Origin of the sequence: Pseudomonas sp. 22490 (assembly GCF_052044465.1) — a bacterium.
Classification (GTDB): Bacteria; Pseudomonadota; Gammaproteobacteria; order Pseudomonadales; family Pseudomonadaceae; genus Pseudomonas; species Pseudomonas aeruginosa.
In genome coordinates this window covers 104,301-129,569 of record NZ_JBQENS010000021.1, presented here as the reverse complement: position 1 = coordinate 129,569, position 25,269 = coordinate 104,301, and the positions used below count along the sequence as shown (strand labels likewise).

The 25,269-nt window shown below is 66.9% G+C and carries 24 protein-coding genes and 1 pseudogene; 10 read left to right on the top strand and 15 right to left on the bottom strand.

Translation table 11 applies throughout. The annotated features are described in order from the left end of the window. From dctM to ACTJJX_RS22335, 9 genes and pseudogenes are all read right to left on the bottom strand, one after another. A pseudogene (gene dctM, locus ACTJJX_RS22375) lies at positions 1-513 on the bottom strand (C4-dicarboxylate TRAP transporter large permease protein DctM); the annotation flags it as partial. After that, positions 510-1,148 (bottom strand): TRAP transporter small permease, encoded by a 639-nt coding sequence (locus tag ACTJJX_RS22370; RefSeq protein WP_003114245.1) that lies wholly within the window; start codon positions 1,146-1,148, stop codon positions 510-512. The pseudogene dctM and the gene ACTJJX_RS22370, both read right to left, overlap by 4 nt. A 48-nt stretch (positions 1,149-1,196) precedes the next feature. Next, positions 1,197-2,192, bottom strand: coding sequence for a TRAP transporter substrate-binding protein (locus tag ACTJJX_RS22365; RefSeq protein ID WP_003114244.1), 996 nt, complete (start codon positions 2,190-2,192; stop codon positions 1,197-1,199). A gap of 113 nt (positions 2,193-2,305) precedes the next feature. Further along, positions 2,306-3,133 carry an HpcH/HpaI aldolase/citrate lyase family protein gene (locus ACTJJX_RS22360; RefSeq protein WP_003123245.1) on the bottom strand — a complete coding sequence of 276 codons (828 nt, stop codon included), beginning with the start codon at positions 3,131-3,133 and terminating at the stop codon, positions 2,306-2,308. A gap of 10 nt (positions 3,134-3,143) precedes the next feature. Further along, on the bottom strand, positions 3,144-4,346 hold the full coding sequence (locus ACTJJX_RS22355) for a CaiB/BaiF CoA transferase family protein (RefSeq protein ID WP_003110264.1): 1,203 nt from the start codon (positions 4,344-4,346) through the stop codon (positions 3,144-3,146). Positions 4,347-4,401: 55 nt separating this feature from the next. Next, the gene (locus tag ACTJJX_RS22350) at positions 4,402-5,754 is read right to left on the bottom strand and encodes an MmgE/PrpD family protein (RefSeq protein ID WP_003163174.1); all 1,353 of its coding nucleotides are present in this window, start codon (positions 5,752-5,754) and stop codon (positions 4,402-4,404) included. Positions 5,755-5,792: 38 nt separating this feature from the next. Beyond that, positions 5,793-6,173, bottom strand: a complete 381-nt coding sequence (locus tag ACTJJX_RS22345; protein WP_003085915.1) for a VOC family protein — start codon at positions 6,171-6,173, stop codon at positions 5,793-5,795. Positions 6,174-6,187: 14 nt separating this feature from the next. After that, entirely contained in the window at positions 6,188-7,348 is a 1,161-nt protein-coding gene (locus tag ACTJJX_RS22340; RefSeq protein WP_016851919.1) for an acyl-CoA dehydrogenase family protein, read from the bottom strand. Positions 7,349-7,393: 45 nt separating this feature from the next. Beyond that, a complete protein-coding gene (locus ACTJJX_RS22335; RefSeq protein WP_003085910.1) occupies positions 7,394-8,221 on the bottom strand; it encodes an FAS1-like dehydratase domain-containing protein in 828 nt (275 codons plus the stop codon). A gap of 116 nt (positions 8,222-8,337) precedes the next feature. Here ACTJJX_RS22335 and ACTJJX_RS22330 point away from each other — a divergent pair, with 116 nt between their 5' ends. Then, entirely contained in the window at positions 8,338-9,234 is an 897-nt protein-coding gene (locus ACTJJX_RS22330) for a LysR family transcriptional regulator (RefSeq protein ID WP_003085908.1), read from the top strand. Positions 9,235-9,367: 133 nt separating this feature from the next. Here the strand turns inward: ACTJJX_RS22330 and ACTJJX_RS22325 are convergent, their stop codons facing one another. Next, on the bottom strand, positions 9,368-10,312 hold the full coding sequence (locus tag ACTJJX_RS22325; RefSeq protein ID WP_003105984.1) for a LysR family transcriptional regulator: 945 nt from the start codon (positions 10,310-10,312) through the stop codon (positions 9,368-9,370). Between the two features lie 219 nt (positions 10,313-10,531). Between ACTJJX_RS22325 and ACTJJX_RS22320 the strand changes: the two genes are divergently transcribed. Then, entirely contained in the window at positions 10,532-12,727 is a 2,196-nt protein-coding gene (locus ACTJJX_RS22320; RefSeq protein ID WP_003105982.1) for an FUSC family protein, read from the top strand. A 268-nt stretch (positions 12,728-12,995) separates the two neighbouring features. Continuing rightward, positions 12,996-13,262 carry a DUF2790 domain-containing protein gene (locus tag ACTJJX_RS22315; RefSeq protein ID WP_003085904.1) on the top strand — a complete coding sequence of 89 codons (267 nt, stop codon included), beginning with the start codon at positions 12,996-12,998 and terminating at the stop codon, positions 13,260-13,262. A 217-nt stretch (positions 13,263-13,479) separates the two neighbouring features. Here the strand turns inward: ACTJJX_RS22315 and ACTJJX_RS22310 are convergent, their stop codons facing one another. Continuing rightward, positions 13,480-15,039, bottom strand: coding sequence for a sigma-54-dependent phenylalanine hydroxylase transcriptional regulator PhhR (locus ACTJJX_RS22310; RefSeq protein WP_003105980.1), 1,560 nt, complete (start codon positions 15,037-15,039; stop codon positions 13,480-13,482). A gap of 283 nt (positions 15,040-15,322) precedes the next feature. On the opposite strand from ACTJJX_RS22310, the gene phhA reads away from it, so the two are divergent. The 4 genes from phhA (at position 15,323) to pbpG (ending at position 19,014) form a co-directional block, all read left to right on the top strand. Next, positions 15,323-16,111 (top strand): phenylalanine 4-monooxygenase, encoded by a 789-nt coding sequence (phhA, locus tag ACTJJX_RS22305; RefSeq protein WP_003105977.1) that lies wholly within the window; start codon positions 15,323-15,325, stop codon positions 16,109-16,111. 104 nt (positions 16,112-16,215) lie between these two features. Next, positions 16,216-16,572: a 4a-hydroxytetrahydrobiopterin dehydratase gene (locus tag ACTJJX_RS22300; RefSeq protein ID WP_003085898.1), complete on the top strand. Its 357-nt coding sequence runs from the start codon at positions 16,216-16,218 to the stop codon at positions 16,570-16,572. Continuing rightward, the gene (locus tag ACTJJX_RS22295; RefSeq protein WP_009876008.1) at positions 16,569-17,768 is read left to right on the top strand and encodes an amino acid aminotransferase; all 1,200 of its coding nucleotides are present in this window, start codon (positions 16,569-16,571) and stop codon (positions 17,766-17,768) included. The genes ACTJJX_RS22300 and ACTJJX_RS22295 overlap by 4 nt, the downstream gene beginning before the upstream one ends. A gap of 313 nt (positions 17,769-18,081) precedes the next feature. After that, positions 18,082-19,014, top strand: a complete 933-nt coding sequence (pbpG, locus tag ACTJJX_RS22290; RefSeq protein ID WP_003114239.1) for a D-alanyl-D-alanine endopeptidase — start codon at positions 18,082-18,084, stop codon at positions 19,012-19,014. Between the two features lie 22 nt (positions 19,015-19,036). Here pbpG and arfB read toward each other — a convergent pair whose 3' ends face one another. The 4 genes from arfB to hppD all read right to left on the bottom strand — a co-directional run bounded on the left by arfB (position 19,037) and on the right by hppD (position 22,897). Then, on the bottom strand, positions 19,037-19,450 hold the full coding sequence (gene arfB, locus ACTJJX_RS22285; protein ID WP_003105972.1) for an alternative ribosome rescue aminoacyl-tRNA hydrolase ArfB: 414 nt from the start codon (positions 19,448-19,450) through the stop codon (positions 19,037-19,039). A gap of 121 nt (positions 19,451-19,571) precedes the next feature. Beyond that, the gene (locus tag ACTJJX_RS22280; protein ID WP_003085889.1) at positions 19,572-19,955 is read right to left on the bottom strand and encodes a lysozyme inhibitor; all 384 of its coding nucleotides are present in this window, start codon (positions 19,953-19,955) and stop codon (positions 19,572-19,574) included. 152 nt (positions 19,956-20,107) lie between these two features. Next, positions 20,108-21,526 (bottom strand): amino acid permease, encoded by a 1,419-nt coding sequence (locus tag ACTJJX_RS22275; protein WP_016851920.1) that lies wholly within the window; start codon positions 21,524-21,526, stop codon positions 20,108-20,110. Between the two features lie 297 nt (positions 21,527-21,823). Continuing rightward, positions 21,824-22,897, bottom strand: a complete 1,074-nt coding sequence (hppD, locus tag ACTJJX_RS22270) for a 4-hydroxyphenylpyruvate dioxygenase (RefSeq protein ID WP_003117128.1) — start codon at positions 22,895-22,897, stop codon at positions 21,824-21,826. Positions 22,898-23,218: 321 nt separating this feature from the next. Between hppD and ACTJJX_RS22265 the strand changes: the two genes are divergently transcribed. The 3 genes from ACTJJX_RS22265 to ACTJJX_RS22255 all read left to right on the top strand — a co-directional run bounded on the left by ACTJJX_RS22265 (position 23,219) and on the right by ACTJJX_RS22255 (position 25,249). Continuing rightward, positions 23,219-24,007, top strand: a complete 789-nt coding sequence (locus tag ACTJJX_RS22265; protein ID WP_003106570.1) for an AraC family transcriptional regulator — start codon at positions 23,219-23,221, stop codon at positions 24,005-24,007. An 83-nt stretch (positions 24,008-24,090) separates the two neighbouring features. Next, on the top strand, positions 24,091-24,264 hold the full coding sequence (locus tag ACTJJX_RS22260; RefSeq protein WP_003106572.1) for a DUF1427 family protein: 174 nt from the start codon (positions 24,091-24,093) through the stop codon (positions 24,262-24,264). 25 nt (positions 24,265-24,289) lie between these two features. Beyond that, entirely contained in the window at positions 24,290-25,249 is a 960-nt protein-coding gene (locus tag ACTJJX_RS22255) for a quinone oxidoreductase family protein (RefSeq protein ID WP_440782021.1), read from the top strand. Positions 25,250-25,269 lie beyond the last annotated feature (20 nt).

Below are 25,269 nucleotides of genomic sequence, written 5' to 3'. Positions count from 1 at the left end.
GAACAGCTTGCCCACCGAGGTCTCGGTGGCGGCGGCGTAGACCACCATCACGATCGATGGCGGGATGAGGATGCCGAGGGTGCCGGCGTTGCAGACGATCCCGGCGCCGAACGCCTGTGGATAACCCGAGCGGACCATGCCGGCGATGGCGATCGAACCCACTGCCGCCACCGTTGCCGGAGACGAGCCGGATAGCGCGGCGAAGAGCATGCAGGCGAGCACCGCGGCGATCGCCAGGCCGCCACGGATGTGTCCGACGCAGGCGTTGGCGAAGTCGATCAGGCGCCGCGCCACGCCACCGGTGGTCATGAACGCGCCGGAGAGCAGGAAGAACGGGATCGCCAGCAGGGTGTAGGCCTCGGAGGTCTCGAACAGCTTGATCGCCAGCGAGCGCACCGAATCCGGGCTGAACAGCAGGATCGTCAGGGCGCCGGACAGCCCCAGGGAGATGGCGATGGGCACGCCGATGAACATGAACAGGAACAGCAGCAGGAACAGGATCAGCACGGTCATGGACGGTTCTCCCCGGCCTCTTCGCCGGCCAGTTTGGAGGCCTCGGCGGCCTCGTCGGCGAGGCCCAGCCCGAGCTGGCGACCGCGCAACAGGTTGACGAGGATTTCCAGGTAGCGCAGCAGCACCAGGCCGAAGCCGACCGGCACCACCACCGCGATGTAGGCCTGGAGGATGCCGAAGTGGTCGAGGTCCTCGGCGCCGATGCCGGCGACGAACAGGGTCTTCACCCAGTCGTAGCTGGCGACCATGAACAGCCCGGCGTAGCCCAGGCAGCAGAGGCAGGCGAGTATCCCGATCAGGCGCTGCAAGGGACGCGGCGCCAGGCGCACCAGGGCATCCACCCCGAGGTGGCCGGCGGTGCGTACGCCGTAGGCGATGCCGAGGAAGATCAGCCAGCCGAACAGCGCCTTGGTCAGCGCGTTGCTCCAGGACATATCCTGGGCTACCCCGAGGATCGCGTCGCCCATCGAGTACAGCGGAGCCCGCAGTGTCGGCAGGCGGTCGCCGAGGTCGTAGAACAGGGTGAAGACGTTGGTCATCACCACATAGAGGAAGGTCACCAGCGTCATCGCCGCCAGCAGGAAGGCGATAGCGCCCTCCTCGAAGCGGTTCCAGACGCGCACGAGTCGATTCATCGCAGCGTTCTCCACAATGCCCCGCCCGGCCGGGCGGGGCCGGACGGGTCAATCGGGACGGTTGGAAGCTTCGGCGGCCTGGAGCAGATCGGCACCGACATTGCCGCGGAATTTCTGCCATACCGGCTGCATCGCCTGGCGCCAGTCGGCGCGCTGCTGCGGGCTCAGGGTATGGATCTCGCTGGCGCCACTGGCGAGGATGCGCTGGCGGGCGTCGCGGTTGAGGCGCTCGGCCTCGAGGTTCACCTGCACGGTGACCTCGTCCATGATCCGCTGCAGTTCTTCGCGGATGTCCGCCGGAAGGCCATTCCAGAACTTCGCGTTGGTGATCACCATGTAGTCCACCAAGCCGTGGTTGGACTCGGTGAAATACTTCTGTACCTCGTTGACCTTCTGGCTCTCGTAGTTCGACCAGGTGTTCTCGGTGCCATTCACCACGCCGGTCTGCAAGCCCTGGTAGACCTCGGCGAAGGACATCTTCCGGGAGATCGCGCGGAGCTGGCGGAACTGCTCGTTGAGCACGTCGGACGCCTGCACGCGGAATTTCAGCCCGCGCGCGTCTTCCGGCTCCAGCAACGGGCGATTGGCGGAGAGCTGCTTCATCCCGTTGTGCCAGTAGGCCAGGCCGAGGATGCCCTTGCCCTGCATGCTGGTCAGCAAGGCGCGCCCCTGCGGGCTGCGCTGGAAGCGGTCGACCGCCTGGATGTCGTCGAAGAGGAACGGCAGGTCGAAGATCTGCACCTTGCGCGTGTACTGCTCGAACTTGGCCAGGGACGGCGCCAGCATCTGCACGTCGCCCAGCAGCAGCGCCTCCATTTCCTTGCCGTCGCCGAACAGCGACGAGTTGGGATAGACGTCTACCTCGACCCGGCCGCCCAGGCGCTGTTCGACGAGTTTCTTGAACAGCAGCGCGCCCTGGCCTTTGGGCGTGTTTTCCGCGACCACGTGGGAGAACTTGATGACGATCGGCTGCGCGGCATTCGCCAGGCAGGAGCCACCGATCGCCAGGGCGCACAACAGCGCCCGTACCATCGTCTTGAACATTTCGTGACCTCAGATTGTTGTTGTGCTTTCGAGGTATCGACGAGCCTGACGCAGCCGGCGCGTTCGGAGAATTCGCCATTGCTCAAGCCCGCGTTCGCGTCTGTCGAACGCGTTCAGCCACCCTCCCCGGCCCGCTCCAGCAGGCGTCGCGCGCGCCCCAGCACCGGCGCGTCGACCATCTCGCCGTCGACCACGAAGACGCCGGCACCGGAGGCGCCGGCCTCTGCCACCCGACGCGCCCACTCCAGTTCCGCGGGACTCGGCATCAATGTCTGGTGGATCGGCTCGACCTGGCTCGGATGGATGCACAGCAACCCGCCGAAGCCCATGTCGCGAGCGAAGCGCACTGCCTCGACCAGTCCGGCACGGTTCTGGATCGCCGGATAGACGCCGTCCAGCGGCGGCGCCAGGCCTGCCAGGCGCGATTGCAGGAGCAGTGCGTAACGGGCGTGACCGAGAATCTGTTCGGCTGCGTTGCTGCCGCTGTTGAGATCGAGGTCCAGGGCCAGGTCGAGGCTGCCGAAGGACAGCCGCTCGACCCCCGCGGCGGCGGCGATCTCGCCTAGCGCGGCAAGGCCGCGGGCACTCTCGACGATGGGCCAGACCGGCTTGCCGCTGGCCACGGCGGCGTGGCGCACCTGGGCGGCGCTCTCCACTTTCGGCAGGAGCAGGCCGATCACTCCGGCGTGGTCGCGGCACAGCGCCAGGTCGTCGGCATGCCCGGGATGCTCCGCCGCGTTGATCCGCACCAGCACCCGGGCTTCCGGCGTATCGACGAGGAAACGCCGGAGATTGGCCCGCGCCTCGACCTTCAGCCCCTCCTCCACCGCATCCTCGAGGTCGACGATGACCCGGTCGGCGCCGCTGGCAAGGGCCTTGGGGATCCGCTCCGGGCGGGTCGCCGGGACGAACAGCGCGCTGCGCACGATCTGTCGGTTCATGTCCGCCTCCTCATACCGTTCCGGTCGCGCGCAGGCGCTGGATATCGGCCGCGGTACAGCCCAGTTCGGCAAGCAGCGCGTCGCTGTCGCCGCCCAGCGCCGGCACCGCATCCATGCGCGGAACGAAGGCGCTGCTGCTGGCCGGCGGCAACAACGCCGGCAGGCGCCCGGCCGGGCTGTCGATGGAGGTCCAGCGTTGCCGCGCCTGTAACTGCGGGTGCGCCCAGACCCCGGCCATGTCGTTGACGTGGGCGTTGGCGATCTGCGCCTGTTCCAGGCGCGCCACCACCTCGGCGGCCGGCAAGGCGGCGAAGGCTTCGACGATCAGCGCACGCAGCTCTTCGCGGTTGGCCGAGCGCTTGAAGTTCGCCGAGAAGCGTTCGTCGTCGGCCAGCTCCGGGCGGCGCAGGACCTTGTCGCAGAAGGCCCGCCACTCGCGCTCGTTCTGCAGGCCGAGCATCACTGTGCCGCCGTCGCCGGCGGGGAATGGCCCATAGGGGTAGATGGTCGAGTGCGAAGCGCCGGCGCGCGGCGGCGGCGGCGCGTCCTGGTAGGCGTAGTACATCGGGTAGCCCATCCACTCCACCAGGCTCTCCAGCATCGACACGTCGATGCGGCTGCCCTCGCCGGTGCGCTCGCGCAGCAGCAGGGCCGAAAGGATGCTGCTGTAGGCGTACATGCCGGCGGCGATATCGGCGATCGAACAGCCGGCCTTGGCCATCTCGTTCGGCCCGGCGCCGCCGGTCACCGAAAGGAAGCCGCCCTCGCTCTGGATCAGCAGGTCGTAGGCCTTCTTCTTCTCGTAGGGACCGCCTTCGCCGTAGCCGGAGATATCGCAGACGATCAGTCGCGGGAAGCGCTCGCGCAACGCCTCGTAGGACAGGCCCAGGCGCGCGGCGGCGCCCGGCGCGAGGTTCTGCACCAGCACGTCGGCGCCGGCCAGCAGCTTCTCCAGCAACGGCAGCGCCTCGGCCTGCTTGAGATCGAGGCTGAGGCTCTGCTTGGAACGATTGGTCCAGACGAAGTGCGACGACAGGCCGTTGACCCGCTCGTCGTAACCGCGGGCGAAATCGCCGACGCCGGGGCGTTCGATCTTGATCACCCGCGCGCCGAGATCGGCCAGTTGGCGGGTGCAGAAGGGCGCGGCGATGGCGTGCTCCAGGCTGACCACGGTGATGCCGTCAAGCGGGCGCGGCTGGTGGGATTGCGTCATGGGTCGGACTCCCTGCCCTCGTCCGTCGAAGACGAGGTGCGGCTGGTTCGGTTGATCAGATCAGGGGCGTTACGGAAGGCGCCTGACGCAGGCCCCAGGCGCGCTGGATAAGGATCTCCGCCTCGGCGCCGGTGGCCGCGCCGGAAAACGCCAGCAGGCGGCGGAACTTGTCGGCCAGCTCGTCGCGGCTGAGGGTATTGCCAGGATCGCCCTTGGGTTCGTCGATGGCGGCGGTATGGCGCCGCCCTTCGCGATCCAGTACTTCGACCCGCCCGAGCCAGCGCTGCGGATAGGCGGCGTCGACCTCCGGGTCCAGGCGCATCTCGACCCGCTCGCGGAACGCTGCGACCCGCGGGTCGCTCAGCGCATGCCGATGGAACTCGCCGAGGCCGGCCTTGCCGTACACGGCGATCAGGCCCAGCACGGTGCCCATGGAGAACTTCGCCTGGTGCACGGTCTGCGGCTCGACCACCCGGCCGAGCACGTCGATGGCGCCCTGGTGGACCCGCGCGGTGACCGCGGCGATCTGCGAGTGATCGAGCCCTTCGCGCTGCATCAGCGCCAGCAGCGCGTCGGCCGCGGGATGGGTATGGCGGCACGAGGCGTGGAACTTGAACGAGGTTTCCAGCAACGCCCAGCGGCTGCCGAGGCGATCCACCAGGCGCTCGGGGTCGGCGTCGCTGGACATCCCGGCGGCCATCCCCTGCTCGCCTTCGAGGATGTGTCGCGCGCCGCTCAGGCCGTCGGCGGTGAGATAGGCGGCGAGCAGCCCGTCGGCGGCGGCCTTGGCGGTATGCAACTGCTTGGAATCGGCGGCGTCGCGGAGGAACTCCCAGAGCCCGGCGGCCTGGGTTCCGGCGCTGCCGAACAGGTCGACGAAGCGCTCGCGGTCGAAGTCCATCAGCTTGCCCACCGCCACTGCCGCGGCGAGGGTGCCGACCGTGGCAGTGGTATGGAACACCCGGTAGTGGGAACGGCCGAGGAATTCGCCGATGCGGATGCCGGCCTCGTAGCCGGCCACCGCCGCGAGGATCAGCTCGGCGCCGCTGCGGCCGAGGTCCTGGGCCGCGGCCAGGGCAGCAGGGAAGACCACCGCCGCGGGGTGCAGCACCGAGCTGTTGTGCAGGTCGTCCTGCTCCACCACGTGGGAAGCCGCGCCGTTCACCAGGGCGGCGAAATACGGCGAGCTGCGCCGCCGGCTGGGCAGGATCTGCGCGCTACCATCGGCCGGGCCCATGCGTTCGGCGTAGCGCTCGAACAATGGGATCGGATGCTGGCCCTTGCCGGCCAGCGCCGAGCCGAGCCAGTCGAGGAACAATTCTTCCATCCGCGCCAACACCGCCGGCGGCAGGTCCTGGTAGCGCAGGCCGGCGAGAAAGCCGGCGAGTTGCTGGGTGTAGTCGGTCATGACCAACGCTCTCTTGTAGTTGTCCCGAGGCACACGGCCTACAGCGGGTTGCTCAGTTCGATCAGGTTCAGGTCGGGGTCGCGCAGGTACAGCGAGAGGATCGGCCCGCCGGCGCCGGTGCGCTGCACCGGGCCCTCGAGGATTTCCACGGCCTGCTGGCGCAGTTGCTCGGCCACCGCCTCGAGTGGCGTGGCGACGATGAAACAGAGGTCGGCGGACCCTGGCGTAGGTCGCTCGGCCTTGGGTTCGAATTCGCCCCCGGCCTGGTGCAGGTTGATCTTCTGCGCACCGAAGGCGAGGGCCTTGCGACCCGCGCCGAAGGTAACGGCGCGCATGCCCAGCACGCGGGTGTAGAAATCGATGCTGGCGTCGATGTCGCGGACGGTGAGCACCAGGTGGTCGAGACGGTCGATCTGCATGGGTGGCTCCCGCTTCAGAACGAGCGCGGCAGTTCGAGCAGGTGCTCGGCCACGTAGGACAGGATCAGGTTGGTGGAGATCGGCGCCACCTGGTACAGGCGGGTCTCGCGGAACTTGCGCTCGACGTCGTACTCGCAGGCGAAGCCGAAGCCGCCGTGGGTCTGCAGGCAGGCGTTGGCCGCCTCCCAGGAAGCTTTCGCCGCCAGGTACTTGGCCATGTTCGCGCTGGCCCCGGCGTTGAGCCCGGCGTCGTACTCCTGGCAGGCGCGCCAGCGCATCAGGTCGGCGGCCTCCACTTCGATGTGCGCCTCGGCGATGGGGAACTGCACGCCCTGGTTCTGCCCTATCGGCCGGCCGAAGACCACGCGGTCGCGGGCATAGTGGCTGGCCTTGTCGATGAACCAGCGGCCGTCGCCGATGCATTCGGCGGCGATCAGGGTACGCTCGGCATTGAGGCCGTCGAGGATGTAGCGGAAGCCCTTGCCTTCCTCGCCGATCAGGCTATCGGCGGGGATCTCCAGGTTGTCGAAGAACAGCTCGTTGGTCTCGTGGTTGACCATGTTGGCGATCGGCTGCACGGTCAGGCCCTTGCCGATGGCCTCGCGCAGGTCGACGAGAAAGATCGACATGCCTTCGGACTTGCGCTTCACCTCGGCCAGCGGCGTGGTGCGCGCCAGCAGGATCATCAGGTCGGAGTGCTGGATCCGCGAGATCCACACCTTCTGCCCGTTGATCACATAGCGGTCGCCCTTGCGCACGGCGGTGGTCTTGATCTTGGTGGTATCGGTGCCGGTGGTCGGCTCGGTCACCCCCATCGATTGCAGGCGCAGCTCGCCGCTGGCCAGCTTCGGCAGGTAGAAGCGCTTCTGCGCCTCGCTGCCGTTACGCAGCAACGTGAACATGTTGTACATCTGCCCGTGCACGGTGCCGGAGTTGCCGCCGCAGCGGTTGACTTCCTCCAGGATCACCGAGGCCTCGGCCAGGCCCAGACCGGAACCGCCGTACTCCTCCGGGATCATCGCCGAGAGCCAGCCGGCGTCGGTCAGGGCCTTGACGAAGGCCTCGGGAAAACCGCGCTGCTCATCGATGCAGCGCCAGTAGGCGGCGTCGAATTCGGCGCAGAGGGCACGTACGCCCTCGCGGATCGCGTTCAGCTCTTCGCTGTTCGGATTCATCGGTGACTCCTCGATTCTTGTCGTTGGATGGGCGCTGGGGCCCTTTCAGTCGAATTCCACGTCGCCGCGCTGGGCCAGGCCGGCGCCATTGCCGACCCATACCTCGGCCTTGCCGGCAGCGAGCAGGCGGCCGCCGACCTCGAACGGTTCGGGACAGATCAGCGGGCGCAGGCCGCGATAGGCGAAGCGACGCAGGCGCGCCTGCGGATTGGCCCGGCAGAACGCGCGCAGGGCCAGGGTGGCGATCAGCGGACCGTGCACCACCAGGCCCGGATAGCCTTCGGCATCGGTGACATAGGGCCAGTCGTAGTGAATGCGGTGGCCGTTGAAAGTCACCGCCGAGTAGCGGAACAGCAACACCGGATCGGGCTCCAGCGCCTCGCGCCAGTCGCCCTCGGGCAAGGCCTCGGTACCGCCGAGCTTGGGCGGGGTCGGTTCGCGGTAGACGATGTCGTGCTCTTCGCTCAGCGCCAGTTGGCCGTCCTGGCGGTAGTCGTGGCGCAGGGTGACGAACAGCAGCGCGCCGCTGCGACCGTGCTTCTCCTCGACCCGGAGGATGGTCGAGGTGCGGCTGGCCTCGCCGCCGACCCGCAGCGGCTGGTGGAACTCCAGGCGCCCGCCGGCCCACATGCGGTTGCGATCGTCCGCCGGCGGCAGGAAACCGCCGCGCGCCGGGTGGCCGTCGACGCCGAGGCCGGCGGCCTCCACCGGGTCCTGGAAGAACGCCCAGTGCCAGAGCGGCGGCAGCGCTTCGCCGTGGGCCGGGGTCGGCTCGCCGAAGGTGGCGGCGATGCGCTTGACCAGGTTGCGGCTCAATTGATCGTGGGTTTCTTCCTGGCGACCGATCCAGGGGGCGAAAGCGGACTCACTCATGCGTGGCTTCCCATGACCTAGGGGGTGATGGGAGGAGAATGATAGGATGCTAGCGTTTTGAGAATTTGCAATTACGCAATGGCGCGTTCGGATTTGCCGAACGCCATGGAGTGCCCATGCATTTCGATCTCGCCGACCTGCGCCTGTTCATCCATATCGCCGAGTCGCCCAGCCTGACCCAGGGCGCGCGCCGCGCCTTCCTTTCCCCGGCCGCCGCCAGCGCGCGGGTCAAGGCGCTCGAAGGCCAGCTTGGCAGCCGCCTGCTGTATCGCGACAGCCGCGGCGTCGAACTGACCCCGGCGGGCCAGCGCCTGCTACAGCACGCGCGGCTGATCATGCGCCAGGTGGAATACCTGAAGAGCGAGTTCACCGAGTACGGCAGCGACGCCGCCGGGCATATCCGCATCTTCGCCAATACCACCGCGGTCACCGAATTCCTTCCGGAAATCCTCGCCGGCTTCCTCGCCGCTCGTCCCGGGGTCACCGTCGACCTGCAGGAACGCCTCAGCCGCGACATTGTCCGCGGCGTGCTGGACGGCTCCACCGACCTCGGCATCATCGCCGGGCCGGTGGCGGCCAGTGGCCTGCAGGTCCTGCATTTCAGCACCGACCGCCTGGTGATGGCGGTGCCCCAGGGCCATCCGCTGGCCGGACAGGCCAGGGTACGCCTGCGCGACACCCTGCAGTTCCAGCATATCGGCCTGCCCGAGGGCACCACCCTGCACGCCTTTCTGTACGAACGGGTGGAGCAGATGGGCGAGCAGCTATCGCTGCGCATCCAGGTCTCCAGCTTCGAGGCGATCTGCCGGATGATCGAGGGCGGCGTCGGCATCGGCGTGATCCCGCAGTCCGCCGCGCGCCGCCACAGCCGAACGATGAAGCTGGCGACCATCGAACTCGACGAGCCCTGGGCGATCCGCGAGCGCAGCCTGCTGGTACGTGACCTGGAAGCACTGCCGAGTTGCCTGCGGGCGTTGATCGAGGAGTTGCAGAGGGTGGGAGACAGCCTGTAGGGCGGATAACGCCCCTGGCGTTGTCCGCGGGGCTCCGGAGAATCGGCGGACAACCGCCAGGCGGTTATCCGCCCTACGACTCCCGACAAGCCGGGGTGCGATCGTCGCGAAGGGCGCCGCCCACCACTCCCGCTCAGTTCGCCAACCCACCGCTCTCCGCCAGGCTGTGCTCGTCCGCGGCGAGCATCGCCGGCATGTGCTCGCGGAGGAACTCGACCCAGGTGCGGATCTTCGCATCCAGGTACTGCCGCGAGGGGTAGAGGGCGTAGACGTTGAGATGGAACAGGCTATAGCGCGGCAACACCCGCACCAGGCTGCCGTCCTTCAGGCCGTTGACCGCCGCGTACACCGGCAGCGCGCCGATACCCATGCCGGAGACCACCGCCTCGGTCATGGCGTCGGCGGTGTTGACCTGGAAATGCGTCTGGTTGATGCAGGCCAGTTCCTGGCCGTCGGGACCGTCGAACAGCCAGCGGTCCAGCGACATCACCGAGTTCACCAGGCGCAGGCAACGGTGCGCGGACAGCTCCGCCGGCAGCTTGGGGAAGCCGTGCGCGGCAATGTAGCCCGGCGAGGCGCAGAGGATGCTGTAGGTCTGGCCGATGCACTTGGAGACGAAACCGGAGTCCGGCAGCTCGGGGGCGATCACCACGGAAATGTCGTAGCCCTCGTCGAGAATGTCGGTGATCCGGTTGGCCAGGGTCAGGTCGAAGCCAACCTCCGGGTAGGTCTCGCAATATTGCGAGATGGCCTTGATCAGGTAGTGCTGGCCGATGCCGGTCATCGCGTGGACCTTCAGCGTGCCCGACGGCCGCGCATGGGCGTCGCCCGCCTCGGCCTCGGCCTCCTCGATGTAGGCGAGTATCTGCTGGGCGCGCATCAGGTAGCGCTGCCCGGCTTCGGTCAGCGCGATGCGCCGGGTGGTGCGATGCAGCAGGCGGGTCTGCAGGTGGGCCTCCAGCTTGGCCACCGCACGGGAGACATAGGCGGTCGTCAGGTCCAGGCGCTGGGCGGCGGCAGTGAAACTGCCGGTCTCCGCGACGCTGACGAACGCGCGCATATTGAACAGGATATCCATCACGGCCCTCTAGGCTCTGACGCTTATGGCGCGTCTCTTTTCCACGCAACCCGGAGGACACCCCAAGGCGGCGCAGATTCTGTCACGAGTCAACCCACCTATTATTGCCTTTTGTGACAAAAATTTTTCACCTATCCGAGCTCTTATCCGCAAGCGCGGGCGCTCCTAGAATTCCCAGCCGTTTCGGCCTCCCCTCGCCGTCGTTCAGGATTCGCAGCAGTGCCCCGCGCCACCCGGAAAGGTCTCCCCCTGGTTCCACCGGCTCCCCTCGCGTTCTTTCCCAGCCCCGACGAATTGCGCCGCGCCCTGCTCGAATGGGCGCGTAGCGACGGCGTCGCCTGGGTCTTCGTGTTCAAGGCCCTGCTCACCGCCAGCCTCGCCCTGTGGCTGGCCTATCGCCTGGAACTGCCGCAGCCGAGCACGGTGCTGGTGACGGTCTTCATCGTCATGCAGACGCAGAGCGGGCAGGTCCTGGCCAAGAGCTTCTACCGCATCGTCGGAACCCTGATCGGCCTCAGCGTGATGGTCACTCTGATCGCCCTGTTCGCCCAGGAGCGCGTGCTGTTCCTCGCCTGCCTGGCGCTCTGGGTCGGCCTGTGCACCGCCGGCGCCGCGCGCTACCGCGATTTCCGCGGCTACGCCTGCGTACTCGCCGGCTACACCGCGACCATGATCGGGATTCCAGCCACCGCGCACCCGGAAGGCGCCTTCATGGCGGCGCTGTGGCGGGTCCTGGAAATATCCCTGGGCATCCTCTGCACCGGTACCGTCAGCGCCATCTTCCTGCCGCAGACCAGCGGCGCCGCCCTGCGCAACACACTCTACGGGCGCTTCCGCGACTTCGCCGGGTTCGCCGCCGAAGGCCTGCAGGGCAGCCTCGACGGCGAGCGCTTCGGCGAGCTCAGCGCGCGCTTCGTCGCCCAGTCCGTGGGCCTGGAAAACCTGCGCAGCGCCACTACTTTCGAAGATCCGCACATGCGCCTGCGCAGCGGCCGGCTGATTCGCCTGAACAACGAATTCATGGTCATGACCAGTCGCTTCCACGGCCTCCACCGCCTGCTCGAACGCCTGCGCGGGCGCGGGGCGCAGAATGTCCTGGAGGTCCTGGCGCCCTGCCTGGCGGAGCTTGCCGGGCTGCTCGCGCCGATTCGCGAACGGACGCCCACCGACGCCGACGCCGCGCGCCTGGCCGAACGCATCGAGGCCTACAAGCCGGAACTGATGCAGAACATCCGCCAGGCCCGCCAGCGCCTGGTGGAGCAGCGCCCCGGCGAGAACGACCTGCTGGATTTCAACACCGCTGCCGAACTGGCCTTCCGTTTCACCGACGACCTGCACAACTACGCCCTGACCCACGCTTCCCTGGCCGAACACCACCATGCCCGCGAGCAATGGAAGGAAAGCTTCGTCGCCCGCGCCAACCCGGTCGCCGCGCTGGTCGCCGGAGCGCGCAGCGCGCTGATGATCGGCCTGCTCGGCACGTTCTGGATCCAGACCTCCTGGCCCCACGGCGGCACCTTCGCCCTCACCGCGGTACTGATCTCGGCGCTCTCCTCGACCTCGCCGAATCCCGGCCGGTTGTCGCTGCAACTCACCCTCGGGACCCTCGCCGGGGCCTGCACCGGGCTGTTCGTGCTGCTCTACCTGCTACCCCACGTGGACGGTTTCCCGATGCTGCTCTGCTGCCTGCTGCCGGTCTTCGCGGTCGGCGCCCTGCTGCTCTGGCGGCCGCAGTGGAACGGCTACGGCGTCGGCCTACTGGTGTGGTTCTGCTTCGCCTCGCTGCCGGCCAACATGGCGCGCTACGACGCCCTGGCCTTCTTCAACGAATACCTGGCACTACTCTTGTCGATGGTCCTCGCCACGGTCGCCGCCATGGTGATCCTGCCGCCGAACCGGCCGTGGATGTGGAAGCGCCTGGAGCACGACCTGCGCGAGCGGGTGGTGTTCGCCATCAGCGGCAAGAGCAAGGGCCTGGTCTCCGGTTTCGAAAGCGGCACCCGCGACCTGCTGAACCAGGCCTACACCTTCTCCGCCGGCCGCCCGGACGTGCAACGCCGGTTGCTGGGCTGGATGTTCCTGGTGCTGGAGGTCGGCCAGGCGATCATCGAGCTGCGCCTCGAACAGCAACGCCTGCCCCAGGAGCCCTGCTACGCCGAACGCACCGCCTGGCGCCGGGCGATCCGCCTGATGGGCCGGGCGCTGATCCGGCTGTTCCTGCAACCCGGGCCGAGCAACCGCCAGCGCGCCCTGCACGCGGTGAACCAGGCGATCATGGCGGTACGGGCGGCGCCGGAGCCGCGCGCACCGCAGTTCGATACCTCGCCGCTGCGACGGGTGCTCAGCTACCTGCACTTCATTCGCAGCGCCCTGCTCGACCCGCAATCGCCCCTGGGCCAGGAAAGAAACCCGTGAGCCGGTCGCAAAGCCGCGGCGCAGAAGGCCACAGGGATATTGTTACCGATCCGTACAAGGTTCTTGTCTTGACTGAGTCTATATGTCGCAGCCTATCCCAACTTACAATAAACCCAACAGCCGAAGTTAACTCCCGTTGAACTTCGACTCCGCAACTTGATTGCAGACTTACTTACCCAGCCTTGTTTATCGAGTTGCCCCGGTGACCTGTCCGCCTGTCTTCCGACGGCAGATCGTACCCACTCAGAAACTACTCAGGTAAATAGTAATGAAGGCTTTCGCCCTGATGGCCCTGTTCGCCTGCTCGCCGCTGGTGATGGCGGCTGGCGCCCAGGATCAACCTGCCAGCCAGCAGGAAAACGCTGTTGAAGAATATGCCTATGGCATGCAACTGGATGTGGCTCGCGTTATATCTTCAACCGACACTTCCAATGCCTGCGGCATCGTTCCCGCACGCATGACCTACGAAGATTCGAACGGCCAGAAACATACCGTCGAATATCAGGTCTGGGGCAACGGCTGCACTGGCGGCTAAACTCTGCTCGACCTCCGGGTCGACCTCCGAAGGATCGCGCCACGAGGGGCAGCTCGCCCATCCGGCGCGATCATTGTGTACTCGGCGGCGACAATCCCGCCCCTCGGCGAACATCCTGGCCGTCTTCCCCACGCCTCATCGTGCTGCCGCCCTTTCACGAGGGCCGACGCCTCCACCGTTTCTTTCCCAGCCTGCAACAAACCGGTAAGCATGCCGCTCAGCCCTCGCCTTGCCCCACGCCATGCTGGCGCAGCTTGTTCGCCGCCGTGGTATGCGAAACGCCGAGGCGCTTGCCCAACTGGCGGCTGCTCGGATGTTCGCGGAACAGGCGCTCCAGCACCGCCTTCTCGAAGCGCCCGACGATGGCGTCGAGGTCTCCTTCCAGGGAAAAATCCCCCAGCGGCTGCGGCGCGCCGTAGTCCGGCAGGCGGATGTGCTCGGCCTTGACCGTTCCCCCTTCGCACAGCGAAACCGCCTGGAACAGCACGTTTTCCAATTGCCGCACATTGCCCGGCCAGTGGTAGCGTTCGAGACGTTCCAGCGCCTGCGCGGAAAGCTTCGGCAGGCCGCAGCCGATCTGCCGGCTGGCCTGGTCGAGGAAATGCTCGGCGAGCGGCGCCAGGCCATCCAGGCACTCGCGCAGCGGCGGGATGTGCAGCGAGAGCACATTGAGACGGTGATAGAGGTCCTGGCGGAATTCGCCCTTGGCGCAGAGTTCGGACAGGTCTACCTGGGTGGCGCAGATCACCCGCACGTCCAGGTACACCTCCTCGTCGCTGCCGACCCGGCGGAAACAGCCGTCCTGCAGGAAGCGCAACAGCTTGGCCTGCAGGCGCGGGCTCATCTCGCCGACGCCGTCGAGGAACAGCGTGCCGCCGGCGGTAAGCTCCAGCAGGCCGAGCTTGCCCTCCGGGCGGGCGCCCTCGAAGGCTCCCGGACCATAGCCGAACAGCTCGGTCTCGGCCATGGATTCCGGCAGGCCGGCGCAGTTCAACGCCATGAACGGCGACTGCCCGCGCGGGCTGGCCAGGTGGCAGGCGCGCGCCAGCAGCTCCTTGCCGGTGCCGGTCTCGCCCTCGATCAGCAGCGGCGCGTCCAGCGGCGCCATGCGCCGCGCCTCGCGGACCACCGCGGCCATTACCCGCGAACTCTGGAAGATACTGTCGAAGCCACGCAGCTCCTGCTTGCGCACATGGTAGATGCGCTCGCCGACGCGATCCGCGCGATGCAGGGTCAGCACCGCTCCAGCCAGCGCCTCGCTCTCGTCGTGCTCGGATTGCAGCGGCGCGATGTCGGCGAGGAACACGTCGCCCTTCACCTTCACCCGCAGCCCGTTGATCCGCGCCTTGTTGGCGCGCACCAGTTCGGGCAGGTCGAGGTCCTCCACATAGCGCGACAGCGGAATCCCCGGCACCTCGTCGACGCGCACGCCGAGCAACTGCGCGGCGGCACGGTTGGCGGCGACGATCTGCCCGCCCATGTCCACCGAGAGCACCGGGAAGTCCAGGGCGGCGAGCAGCGCGTTGAGTTCCAGGTGCCGGCGCTCGCTGGGCATCAGGCCGACGCGCTTGACCCCGAAGACCCCCGGCACCGCCTCCAGCTTGGGCCGCAGCGACTGCAACTGGAGGTTGATCATGTTCGGACAGAGCAGGTAGATGGCGTTGCCCTGGTCGCCGCCGACTTCGCCGCGATTGACGTTGATGCCGTAGTCGACCAGCAGGTTGAGGATGTCGCGGAGGATGCCTACACGGTTCTGGCAGTGCACTTTGATACGCATGGCGTGGCCCGGTGTTGTCGTTCTGATGGGCTCGCGGCCGGTTTTTTAACTCCCGGCCGGAAATTTCCGTCAAGAATATGTGACAGTTAGACTCACCAGCAACAATGCCTGACCCAATGGACAGGCGACCCAGGCCAATTCGTAAGGAAAACTTTACGAAAACGCCGATTCCTCCCCGTTGCCCGGTCCCTATCCGGGGCTGCACGGACCGTCCCGACGCGGTATCGATAAGGCAACGACAACAACAAAGACCCCGCGGCCACAAGCCGCTCATGGAGTCCGTATGAAAACGACGCAGTACGTGGCCCGCCAGCCCGACGACAACGGTTTCATCCACTATCCGGAAACCGAGCACCAGGTCTGGAATACCCTGATCACCCGGCAACTGAAGGTGATCGAAGGCCGCGCCTGTCAGGAATACCTCGACGGCATCGAACAGCTCGGCCTGCCCCACGACCGGATCCCCCAGCTCGACGAGATCAACAGGGTTCTCCAGGCCACCACCGGCTGGCGCGTGGCGCGGGTTCCGGCGCTGATTCCGTTCCAGACCTTCTTCGAACTGCTGGCCAGCCAGCAATTCCCCGTCGCCACCTTCATCCGCACCCCGGAAGAACTGGACTACCTGCAGGAGCCGGACATCTTCCACGAGATCTTCGGCCACTGCCCACTGCTGACCAACCCCTGGTTCGCCGAGTTCACCCATACCTACGGCAAGCTCGGCCTCAAGGCGAGCAAGGAGGAACGCGTGTTCCTCGCCCGCCTGTACTGGATGACCATCGAGTTCGGCCTGGTCGAGACCGACCAGGGCAAGCGCATCTACGGCGGCGGCATCCTCTCCTCGCCGAAGGAGACCGTCTACAGCCTCTCCGACGAGCCGCTGCACCAGGCCTTCAATCCGCTGGAGGCGATGCGCACGCCCTACCGCATCGACATCCTGCAACCGCTCTATTTCGTCCTGCCCGACCTCAAGCGCCTGTTCCAACTGGCCCAGGAAGACATCATGGCGCTGGTCCACGAGGCCATGCGCCTGGGCCTGCACGCGCCGCTGTTCCCGCCCAAGCAGGCGGCCTGACGAGAAACGCCGCCGCCGCGGCTGACCCCGCGGCGGCCTTGTACTATGGTGGACGGGCACGGCCCGTCCGCCGCTCCCACATGCGACAACCAAGGACTCCCACCATGACCGCACTCACCCAAGCCCATTGCGAAGCCTGCCGCGCAGACGCCCCGCACGTCAGCGACGAAGAACTGCCCGTGCTGCTGCGGCAGATCCCGGATTGGAACATCGAAGTCCGCGACGGCATCATGCAGCTAGAGAAGGTCTACCTGTTCAAGAACTTCAAGCATGCCCTGGCCTTCACCAATGCCGTCGGCGAGATATCCGAGGCCGAAGGCCACCATCCGGGCCTGCTGACCGAGTGGGGCAAAGTCACCGTGACCTGGTGGAGCCACTCGATCAAGGGCCTGCACCGCAACGATTTCATCATGGCGGCGCGCACCGATGAGGTAGCGAAAACCGCCGAGGGGCGCAAATGAGTCATTTCGCCAAGGTCGCCCGCGTACCGGGCGACCCGATCCTGGGCCTGCTCGACGCCTACCGCAACGATCCGCGCGCGGACAAGCTGGACCTCGGCGTCGGTGTCTACAAGGATGCCCAGGGCCTGACCCCGATCCTGCGCTCGGTGAAACTCGCCGAGCAGCGCCTGGTCGAGCAGGAAACCACCAAGAGCTACGTCGGCGGCCACGGCGATGCGCTGTTCGCCGCGCGCCTGGCGGAACTGGCGCTCGGCGCCGCCTCGCCGCTGTTGCTGGAGCAACGCGCCGACGCCACCCAGACGCCCGGCGGCACCGGCGCCTTGCGCCTGGCCGGCGACTTCATCGCCCATTGCCTGCCCGGCCGCGGCATCTGGCTGAGCGACCCGACCTGGCCGATCCACGAGACCCTGTTCGCCGCCGCCGGCCTGAAGGTTTCCCACTACCCCTACGTCAGCGCCGACAACCGCCTGGATGTCGAGGCGATGCTTGCTGGCCTGGAGCGCATTCCCCAGGGAGACGTGGTGCTGCTGCATGCCTGCTGCCACAACCCGACCGGTTTCGACCTGAGCCACGACGACTGGCGCAGGGTGCTCGACGTGGTGCGTCGCCGCGAGCTGCTGCCGCTGATCGACTTCGCCTACCAGGGCTTCGGCGACGGTCTCGAGGAAGACGCCTGGGCGGTACGCCTGTTCGCCGGCGAACTGCCGGAGGTGCTGGTCACTAGTTCCTGCTCGAAGAACTTCGGCCTGTACCGCGACCGCGTCGGTGCGCTGATCGTCTGCGCGCAGAACGCCGAGAAGCTCACCGACCTGCGTAGCCAACTGGCCTTCCTCGCCCGCAACCTCTGGTCGACCCCGCCGGCGCATGGTGCCGAGGTGGTCGCGGCGATCCTCGGCGACAGCGAGTTGAAGGGACTCTGGCAGGAAGAGGTCGAAAGCATGCGCTCGCGCATCGCCAGCCTGCGCATCGGCCTGGTCGAAGCCCTGGCGCCGCACGGCCTGGCCGAGCGCTTCGCCCATGTCGGCGCGCAACGCGGGATGTTTTCCTATACCGGACTGAGCCCGCAGCAGGTCGCTCGGCTGCGCGACGAGCACGCCGTTTACCTGGTCTCCAGCGGCCGGGCCAACGTCGCCGGTCTCGACGCGCGCCGCCTCGACCGCCTGGCGCAAGCCATCGCCCAGGTCTGCGCGGACTGAACCCTCACGGTTACCCTGAGCCGGCTGTGATGGCCGGCTTTTTTTCGCCCCAGCGAATGCCGCGCACTCCCGCCGAGGCGGCGGATAACCGCGTTGCGGTTATTCGCCCTACCGCACCACGACCTTGTGGGCGTAGGGCGAATACCGCCACAGGCGTTATCCGCCGAACCTCTCCGAACCGGGCCAACCATAAGTCAGCACTTTCAAAGCCCTACGTGCTTTTCCTACAAAAGAGCATAAAATGCTCAATTATGGGTACCAGTTCACACTGCGCCCCACGGCCCCCACTTTCTCGTCTTAGTGAGCAACGCACGTGAGAAACCGTCTCCTGTCACTGGTCACCCTGTTCCTGTCCCTCAGCGTTGCCACCGCGGTATCCGCTTCCCCGCCGCCCAAGGCCGGGCTGCCGCTGCAACAGGAGCTGGCGTCGGGCAGCGCGCTGGTTACCGACCAGAACACCGGCAAGGTGCTCTACTCGCGCAACCCCGACCTGGTGGTGCCGATCGCCTCGATCACCAAGCTGATGACCGCCATGGTCGTGCTCGACTCGAAACTGCCGCTGGACGAGGTACTGCCGATCGCCATCAGCGAGACCAGCGAAATGCGCGGGGTGTTTTCCCGGGTGCGGGTCGGCAGCCAGATCAGCCGCCGGGACATGCTCCTGCTCGCCCTGATGTCCTCGGAGAACCGCGCCGCCGCCAGCCTCGCGCAGAACTATCCGGGCGGCAAGAACGCCTTCGTCAAGGCGATGAACGCCAAGGCCCACGCCCTGGGAATGAAGAACACCCGCTACGTCGAGCCGACCGGGCTGTCGCTGCACAACGTCTCCACCGCTCGCGACCTCACCCGCCTGCTGGTGGCCAGCCGGCAATATCCGCTGCTCAGTCAGTGGAGCACCACTCCGGAGAAGACCGTGGCCTTCCGCCACCCCAACTACACCCTGGGCTTCCGCAACACCAACCACCTGATCAACAACAAGACCTGGAACATCCAGTTGACCAAGACCGGCTTCACCAACGAGGCAGGCCACTGCCTGGTGATGCGCACCACGATCAACCGCAGCCCGGTCAATCTGGTGGTGCTGGACGCCTTCGGCAAGTACACCCACTTCGCCGACGCCACGCGCCTGCGACGCTGGCTGGAAACCGGCCAGGTCACTGCGATCCCGGCCGCGGCCAAGGCCTATCGCCTGCAACGCGACCGCGAGCGCGGCCTCGGCCAGCCGGTGGCCCAGGCCGTACGCTGATCCGTCGCGAAGACCGGCCGGCTCAGAAATCCACCTTGCCGCGCCCGGCCTTCACCGCGCCGCGCTTGGCCTTGCCGTCCAGCCGGCGCTTCTGCGAGCCGCGCGTAGGCTTGGTCGGGCGCCGCGCCTTCTGCACCTTGGCCACGCTGCGGATCAACTCCGCCAGGCGCTCCAGGGCATCCTCGCGGTTCTGCTCCTGGGTCCGGTACTGCTGGGCCTTGATCACCACCACGCCGTCGCCGCTGATGCGCTGGTCGTTCAGTGCCAGCAGACGCTCCTTGTAGAACGGCGGCAACGACGAGGCCTGGATGTCGAAGCGCAGGTGCACCGCGCTGGAGACCTTGTTGACGTTCTGCCCGCCGGCGCCCTGGGCACGAATGGCATTCAGCTCGATCTCATGGTCGGGCAGGTGGACGGCATTGGAGATGATCAGCATGGGGCGGCACGGTGGACCAACGGGGCTGCCAGCATAACCCCTTTGCCGAGCGGAAAAGCAGGCCAAAAGAAACCCGGCCGCAGCCGGGTTCCTTCATTTCGGCTAAGGCGCCAGGTCGAACTCAACGCTCCTTGCAGGCGACCCCGTCGGTGGGCTCGCCGCCCTTCCAGTCGCCGTAGAGGGTGGCTTCCTCGCCCTTGGTCCACCAGATGTACTGGCCGGCGGCGTACTTGGCGCCGGAGGCGGAAATCACATTGCTGAAGACCAGCGTCGAGTTGTCGCTGACCGGCACCACGGCGAGGCTGTTGTCGCCCTTGTTCAGGTACTGCACGGTGAACTTGCGACCGTTCTCGCACTTGTAGTCGACGCTGCGGGTATCCAGCTTGGCATCCCCCGGCAGGGCCAGGTAATCGACCTGGGCGGTCTGCTTGTCGTCGTCGCTGCCGCCGCAGGCGACCAGGACCACGGGAACGGCAGCCAGAAGCAGCCAGAGCGCTTTTTTCATGGAAATCCCTCTAACGAGAAAAAATGGCGCTGCCACTGTAGGAATTCGGCACCTGCCGCGTCAACGACAGGCGCCCCTAGAAAAAGTCTTGTGGGCCGCCGGGACACGCAAAGGAGCGCTCCCCTCTCCTCTGCGCGCCGGCGCCCCATCGATCACTCGGTGACCGGCTTCACCCGCAGGCCCGGCATCGGCCGCGGGGCTCCCTTGAGTCGGTAGCAGGCCCACATCACCAGCAGCCAGACCGGGATGGCATAGACCGAGACCTGGATGCCGGGGATCAGCAACATGACGCCGAGGATGAACACCACGAAGGCCATGCACAGGTAGTTGCCGTACGGATACCAGAACGCGCGGAAGTGCGTGCGGGTGCCCTGGCGGTCCATCTGCGCGCGGAACTTCAGGTGCGCCATGCTGATCATCGCCCAGTTGATCACCAGCGCCGCCACCACCAGCGACATCAGCAGCTCCAGCGCCTGGTGCGGGATCACATAGTTCACCCCCACCGCGAGGAAGGTCACCAGCGCCGATACCACCAGGGCGCGTACCGGTACGCCGCGCTTGTCGACCCTGGCCAGCGCGCGCGGGGCATCGCCCTGCTCGGCCAGGCCGAGAAGCATGCGGCCGTTGCAATAGGTGCCGCTGTTGTACACCGACAGTGCGGCGGTGAGCACCACGAAGTTCAGCAGGTGCGCGGCGGTGCCGCTGCCGATCATCGAGAAGATCTGCACGAACGGGCTGCCGCTGTAGGCATCGCCGGAAGCGTTGAGGGTCTGCAGCAGGCTGTCCCAGGGCGTCAGCGAGAGCAGCACGACCAGGGCGCCGATGTAGAAGATCAGGATGCGATAGATCACCTGGTTGATCGCCTTCGGGATCACCGTCCTCGGCTTGTCCGCCTCGGCCGCGGTGAAGCCGAGCATTTCCAGGCCACCGAAGGAGAACATGATGATCGCCATGGCCATCACCAGTCCGCTCACTCCGTTGGGGAAGAAACCGCCGTGTGCCCAGAGGTTGCTCACCGAAGCCTGCGGACCGCCGCTGCCGCTGAACAGCAGGTAGCAGCCGAGCAGGATCATGCCGATGATCGCAACCACCTTGATGATCGCGAACCAGAACTCGGCTTCGCCGAAGGCCTTGACGTTGGCCAGGTTGATCGCGTTGACGACGACGAAGAACAACGCCGCCGTGGCCCAGGTCGGCACCTCCGGCCACCAGTAGTGGATGTACTTGCCGACCGCGGTCAGTTCCGACATCCCGACCAGGATGTACAGCACCCAGCAGTTCCAGCCGGAGAGGAAGCCGGCGAAGCCGCCCCAGTACTTGTGCGCGAAGTGGCTGAAGGAGCCGGCGACCGGCTCCTCGACGATCATCTCGCCGAGCTGGCGCATGATCATGAAAGCGATGAAGCCGGCGATGGCGTAGCCGAGGATCATCGACGGGCCCGCCGACTTGAGCACCCCGGCCGAGCCGAGGAACAGGCCGGTGCCGATGGCGCCGCCGAGGGCGATCAACTGGATGTGACGATTCTTCAGGCCGCGCTTGAGCTCGCCCGAATGCGGATGTTGGCCGTCCATTGAGTTATCTCACGCAAGTGGAAATTTATTGTTGTCGGAGGCGAAACGGGGCCGTGCGGCTCAGGCGGCAGGCGCACGGCGGGCGCCATGCGGGGCGCGTGGCGGCGGGCGGTCGGCTGGGCGAAGGAAGGACTCACGGATCATGCGTCACCTGTTTGTTGTTGTACGTGACGTGAATGGGCCGCCAGGCTCGTGGCTCGGCGGTGCGGGCAAGGCTGGCGCGATCGGCGCCGCTGGAACGGAAACGCGGAGCGCAAGGAAAACCGCCAGCCCCGGAAGAGGCTGGCGGCAGCGGGATCAGATCACGCCGCGGCGAATCTGGTCTTCCTCGATGGACTCGAACAGGGCCTTGAAATTGCCCTCGCCGAAACCCTGGTTGCCCTTGCGCTGGATGATCTCGAAGAAGATCGGGCCGATCACCGTGTCGGTGAAGATCTGCAGCAGGATGCCGTCGTCGCCCGGGGCGCCGTCGATCAGCAGGTTCAGTTCGCGCAGTTGCTCGAGCGGCTCGCCATGCCCGGCGACGCGGGTGTCGACCTTCTCGTAGTAGGTGTCCGGGGTCGACATGAACTTCACGCCGTTGTCGCGCAGCTTGCGCACGGTGGCATAGATGTCGTCGGTGGTCAGGGCGATGTGCTGGATGCCTTCGCCATGGTATTCGCGGATGAATTCCTCGATCTGCGAGGTATCGTCGGCCGACTCGTTGATCGGGATGCGGATCTTCCCGCAAGGTGCGGTCATGGCGCGGGAGAACAGGCCGGTGAGCTTGCCTTCGATGTCGAAGTAGCGAATCTCGCGGAAGTTGGCGATGCGCTCGTAGAAACCGGACCAGACGTCCATCTGGCCGCGCTTGACGTTGTGGGTCAGGTGGTCGATGTAGGTCAGGCCGACCGAGTTGTCGTTGGCGCTGCGGCCTTCGATGAACTCGAAGTCGACGTCATAGATGCTGCGGTCGCCGTAGCGGTCGACAAGATACAGCAGCGAACCGCCGATGCCTTCCAGGCAGGGGATGTTCAGCTCGCCGAAGTTGGCGTGGCTGCCCACCAGCTTGGCGCCCTGGGATTCGGCGTAGGCGGCGGCCTGGGAAGCGTTCTTCACCCGGAAGGCCATGGCGCAGGCGCTCGGGCCGTGCTTGAGGGCGAATTCATGGACATGCCCGGTCGGGCTGCCGTTGAGCACGATGTTGATATCGTTCTGCTGGAACAGGAAGACTTCCTTGGAACGATGCTTGGCGGTTTCGGTGAAGCCCATCATGTTGAACAGCTGGCGCAGCTGCTCGATGCCCTTGGCGTCGGGGGCGGTGAACTCGACGAATTCGAATCCGTCGGTACCGATGGGATTGTGCTGTTCGATCTTGGCCACGGCGTTCATCCGGCCTCCTCGTTGTTCTTGTTGAATGGACCGCCGCCGGTCCAGGCGGCCGACGACATGGGAGATGCCTTCATCTCACCCCGTGGCGGCGCGGCGGACAAGCCGTCGGCAGGGCCCGGCACAGGGCCTGGCGCAGGGTTTCTGGCAACTATTCCTTACGCGCCGGCGGCATGCATGGCGAACGCCCGGTCTTCGTAAAGTTATCTTTACAGTGCGGTGCGAAAAGCTGCCAGCAGCGCTGTCACGGCTGCGCTGAAAGCCGGCGCTGCATGATCGGCGTCAAGCGGTTAACCTGCGTCTTTCCTCCGCGACGGCATTCCCATGGCACGACCCGCCCCACCCGACCTGAGCGACAGCCGCCGGCCCCTGCGCGGCGTTGCCCGCAGCTATCCTGCCGGGCACCGCGTCGATGCCCACGAGCACGCCTGGGGCCAGGTGCTCTATGCGGTGTCCGGGATGATGTGGCTGGAGACGCCCGACGAGGCCCTGCCGGTCCCGCCGCAACGGGCGGTCTGGTTGCCTCCGGGCCTGCGCCATGCGGTGCGGGTCGCCTCCGAGTTGCAGATGCGCAACATCTACCTGAGCCCGGAACTCTCCCGCGGCCTGGAGGACCGCACCCTGGTGCTGGTGGTCGGCCCGCTGCTGCGCGAGCTGATCGTCAGCCTGGTGGAGCAGGAACGGCAGAGCGACCCCGACTACTATCGGGCGCTGGCCGATCTCGCCGTGCTCGAACTCGGCCGCGCGCGCCGTTCCAGCCTCCGCGTACCGCTGCCGGACGCCTCCGACAGGCGCCTGCTCGCGCTGTGCCAGGCGGTGATGGCCAATCCCTCCCTGGACATCGGCCTGGAGCGCCTGGCCGAAGACGCCGGGGCCAGCGTGCGGACCCTCTCGCGCCTGTTCCAGCGCAGCCTGGGCATGGGCTTCGCCGACTGGCGGCGGCAGGTGCAGCTGGCGACCGCCGCCGCCGCACTGATCGATGGCCGTCCGGTGGCAGGCATCGCCCATGCCCTGGGATATACGCCGAGCGCCTTCAGCGACATGTTCCGCCGCGAGCTGGGCGTCTCTCCCACCGAGTACAGGGCCGAGCATCACCAGCCGTTCCAGCCTTGACCGGCATTCGATAGTGATTGGCCGATAGATGTTTTTTCGGCCAACTAGACTGGTGCCATCGTTCACCGTCCCTGTCAGCCGCCATGAACTACCTGATCTCCCTCGGCATCGGCCTGCTGGTCGGCGCGCTCTACGCCGTCCTCGACTTCCGCTCGCCGGCGCCCCCCGCCATCGCCCTGGTCGGCCTGCTTGGCATGCAGCTCGGCGAACAGCTTTTCCCCCTTGGCCGCGACCTGCTGCAGCAGTGGCTGCACTGATCGCCGCGACGACACGGAGCCCCCGATGAAAGCACTGCAATTCGACCGTACCGGCGACCTCGCCGCCCTCAAGCTGGTGGACATGCCCGACCCGCTTCCCGCCGCCGATGAGGTGCGGGTGGAAATCCGCGCCGCCGGGCTGAATCCGAGCGACGTGAAGAACGTCCTCGGCCGCTTCCCCTATACCACCCTGCCCCGGGTACCGGGCCGCGACTTCGCCGGGGTGGTGGTGGAGGGACCGAAGGCTCTGCTCGGCCAGGCGGTCTGGGGCACCGGGCGGGAGCCGGGATTCTTCCGCGACGGTAGCCACGCGCAGTTCCTGACCCTGCCGGCCGCCGGCGTCGCGCTCAAGCCGGAAAGCCTGAGCTTCGCCCAGGCCGCCAGTTGCGGGGTGCCCTACAGCACCGCCTGGGACGCCCTGCAACGCAGCCAGGTCAAGGCCGGCACCCGGCTCCTGGTAATCGGCGCCAACGGCGCGGTCGGCAAGGCCGCGCTGGCGCTGGCCAAGGCCCTGGGGGCCGAAGCGATCGGCGCGGTGCGGCGCGAGGAGCAACGCCAGGCGCTGGAAACGCAGGGCATCGCCGCGCTGCTGCTGGGCGAGCCGGCCGAACTGGCGCCACAGGTGGAAGGGATCTTCCCCGGCGGGGCCGAGGTGATCTTCGATACGACCGGTTTCTGGCTCGAGGCGGCGGTCCCGGCGCTGGCCGCCTTCGGTCGCCTGGCGATCATCGCCGCACCGGCCGACGGCCATGTGCGCCTACCCGCATTGAACCTGTACCGCCGCGGTGGCTCGGTGGTGGGGATCAACTCGCTGCTCTATGGCGTGGAAGCCTGCNCAGGCTTCCTCGACGCCTTCGGCAAGCTGTTCGACCAAGGCCGCCTGCCGCTGCCGGACGGGCTGCGGGAAGTCCCGCTGGAGCAGGGCGTTGAGCAGTACCGGGCGGTGAACGAAGGCACCTGCGAGAAGATCATCCTGGTGCCCTGAGGAGCGGGCGGAATCCCGGC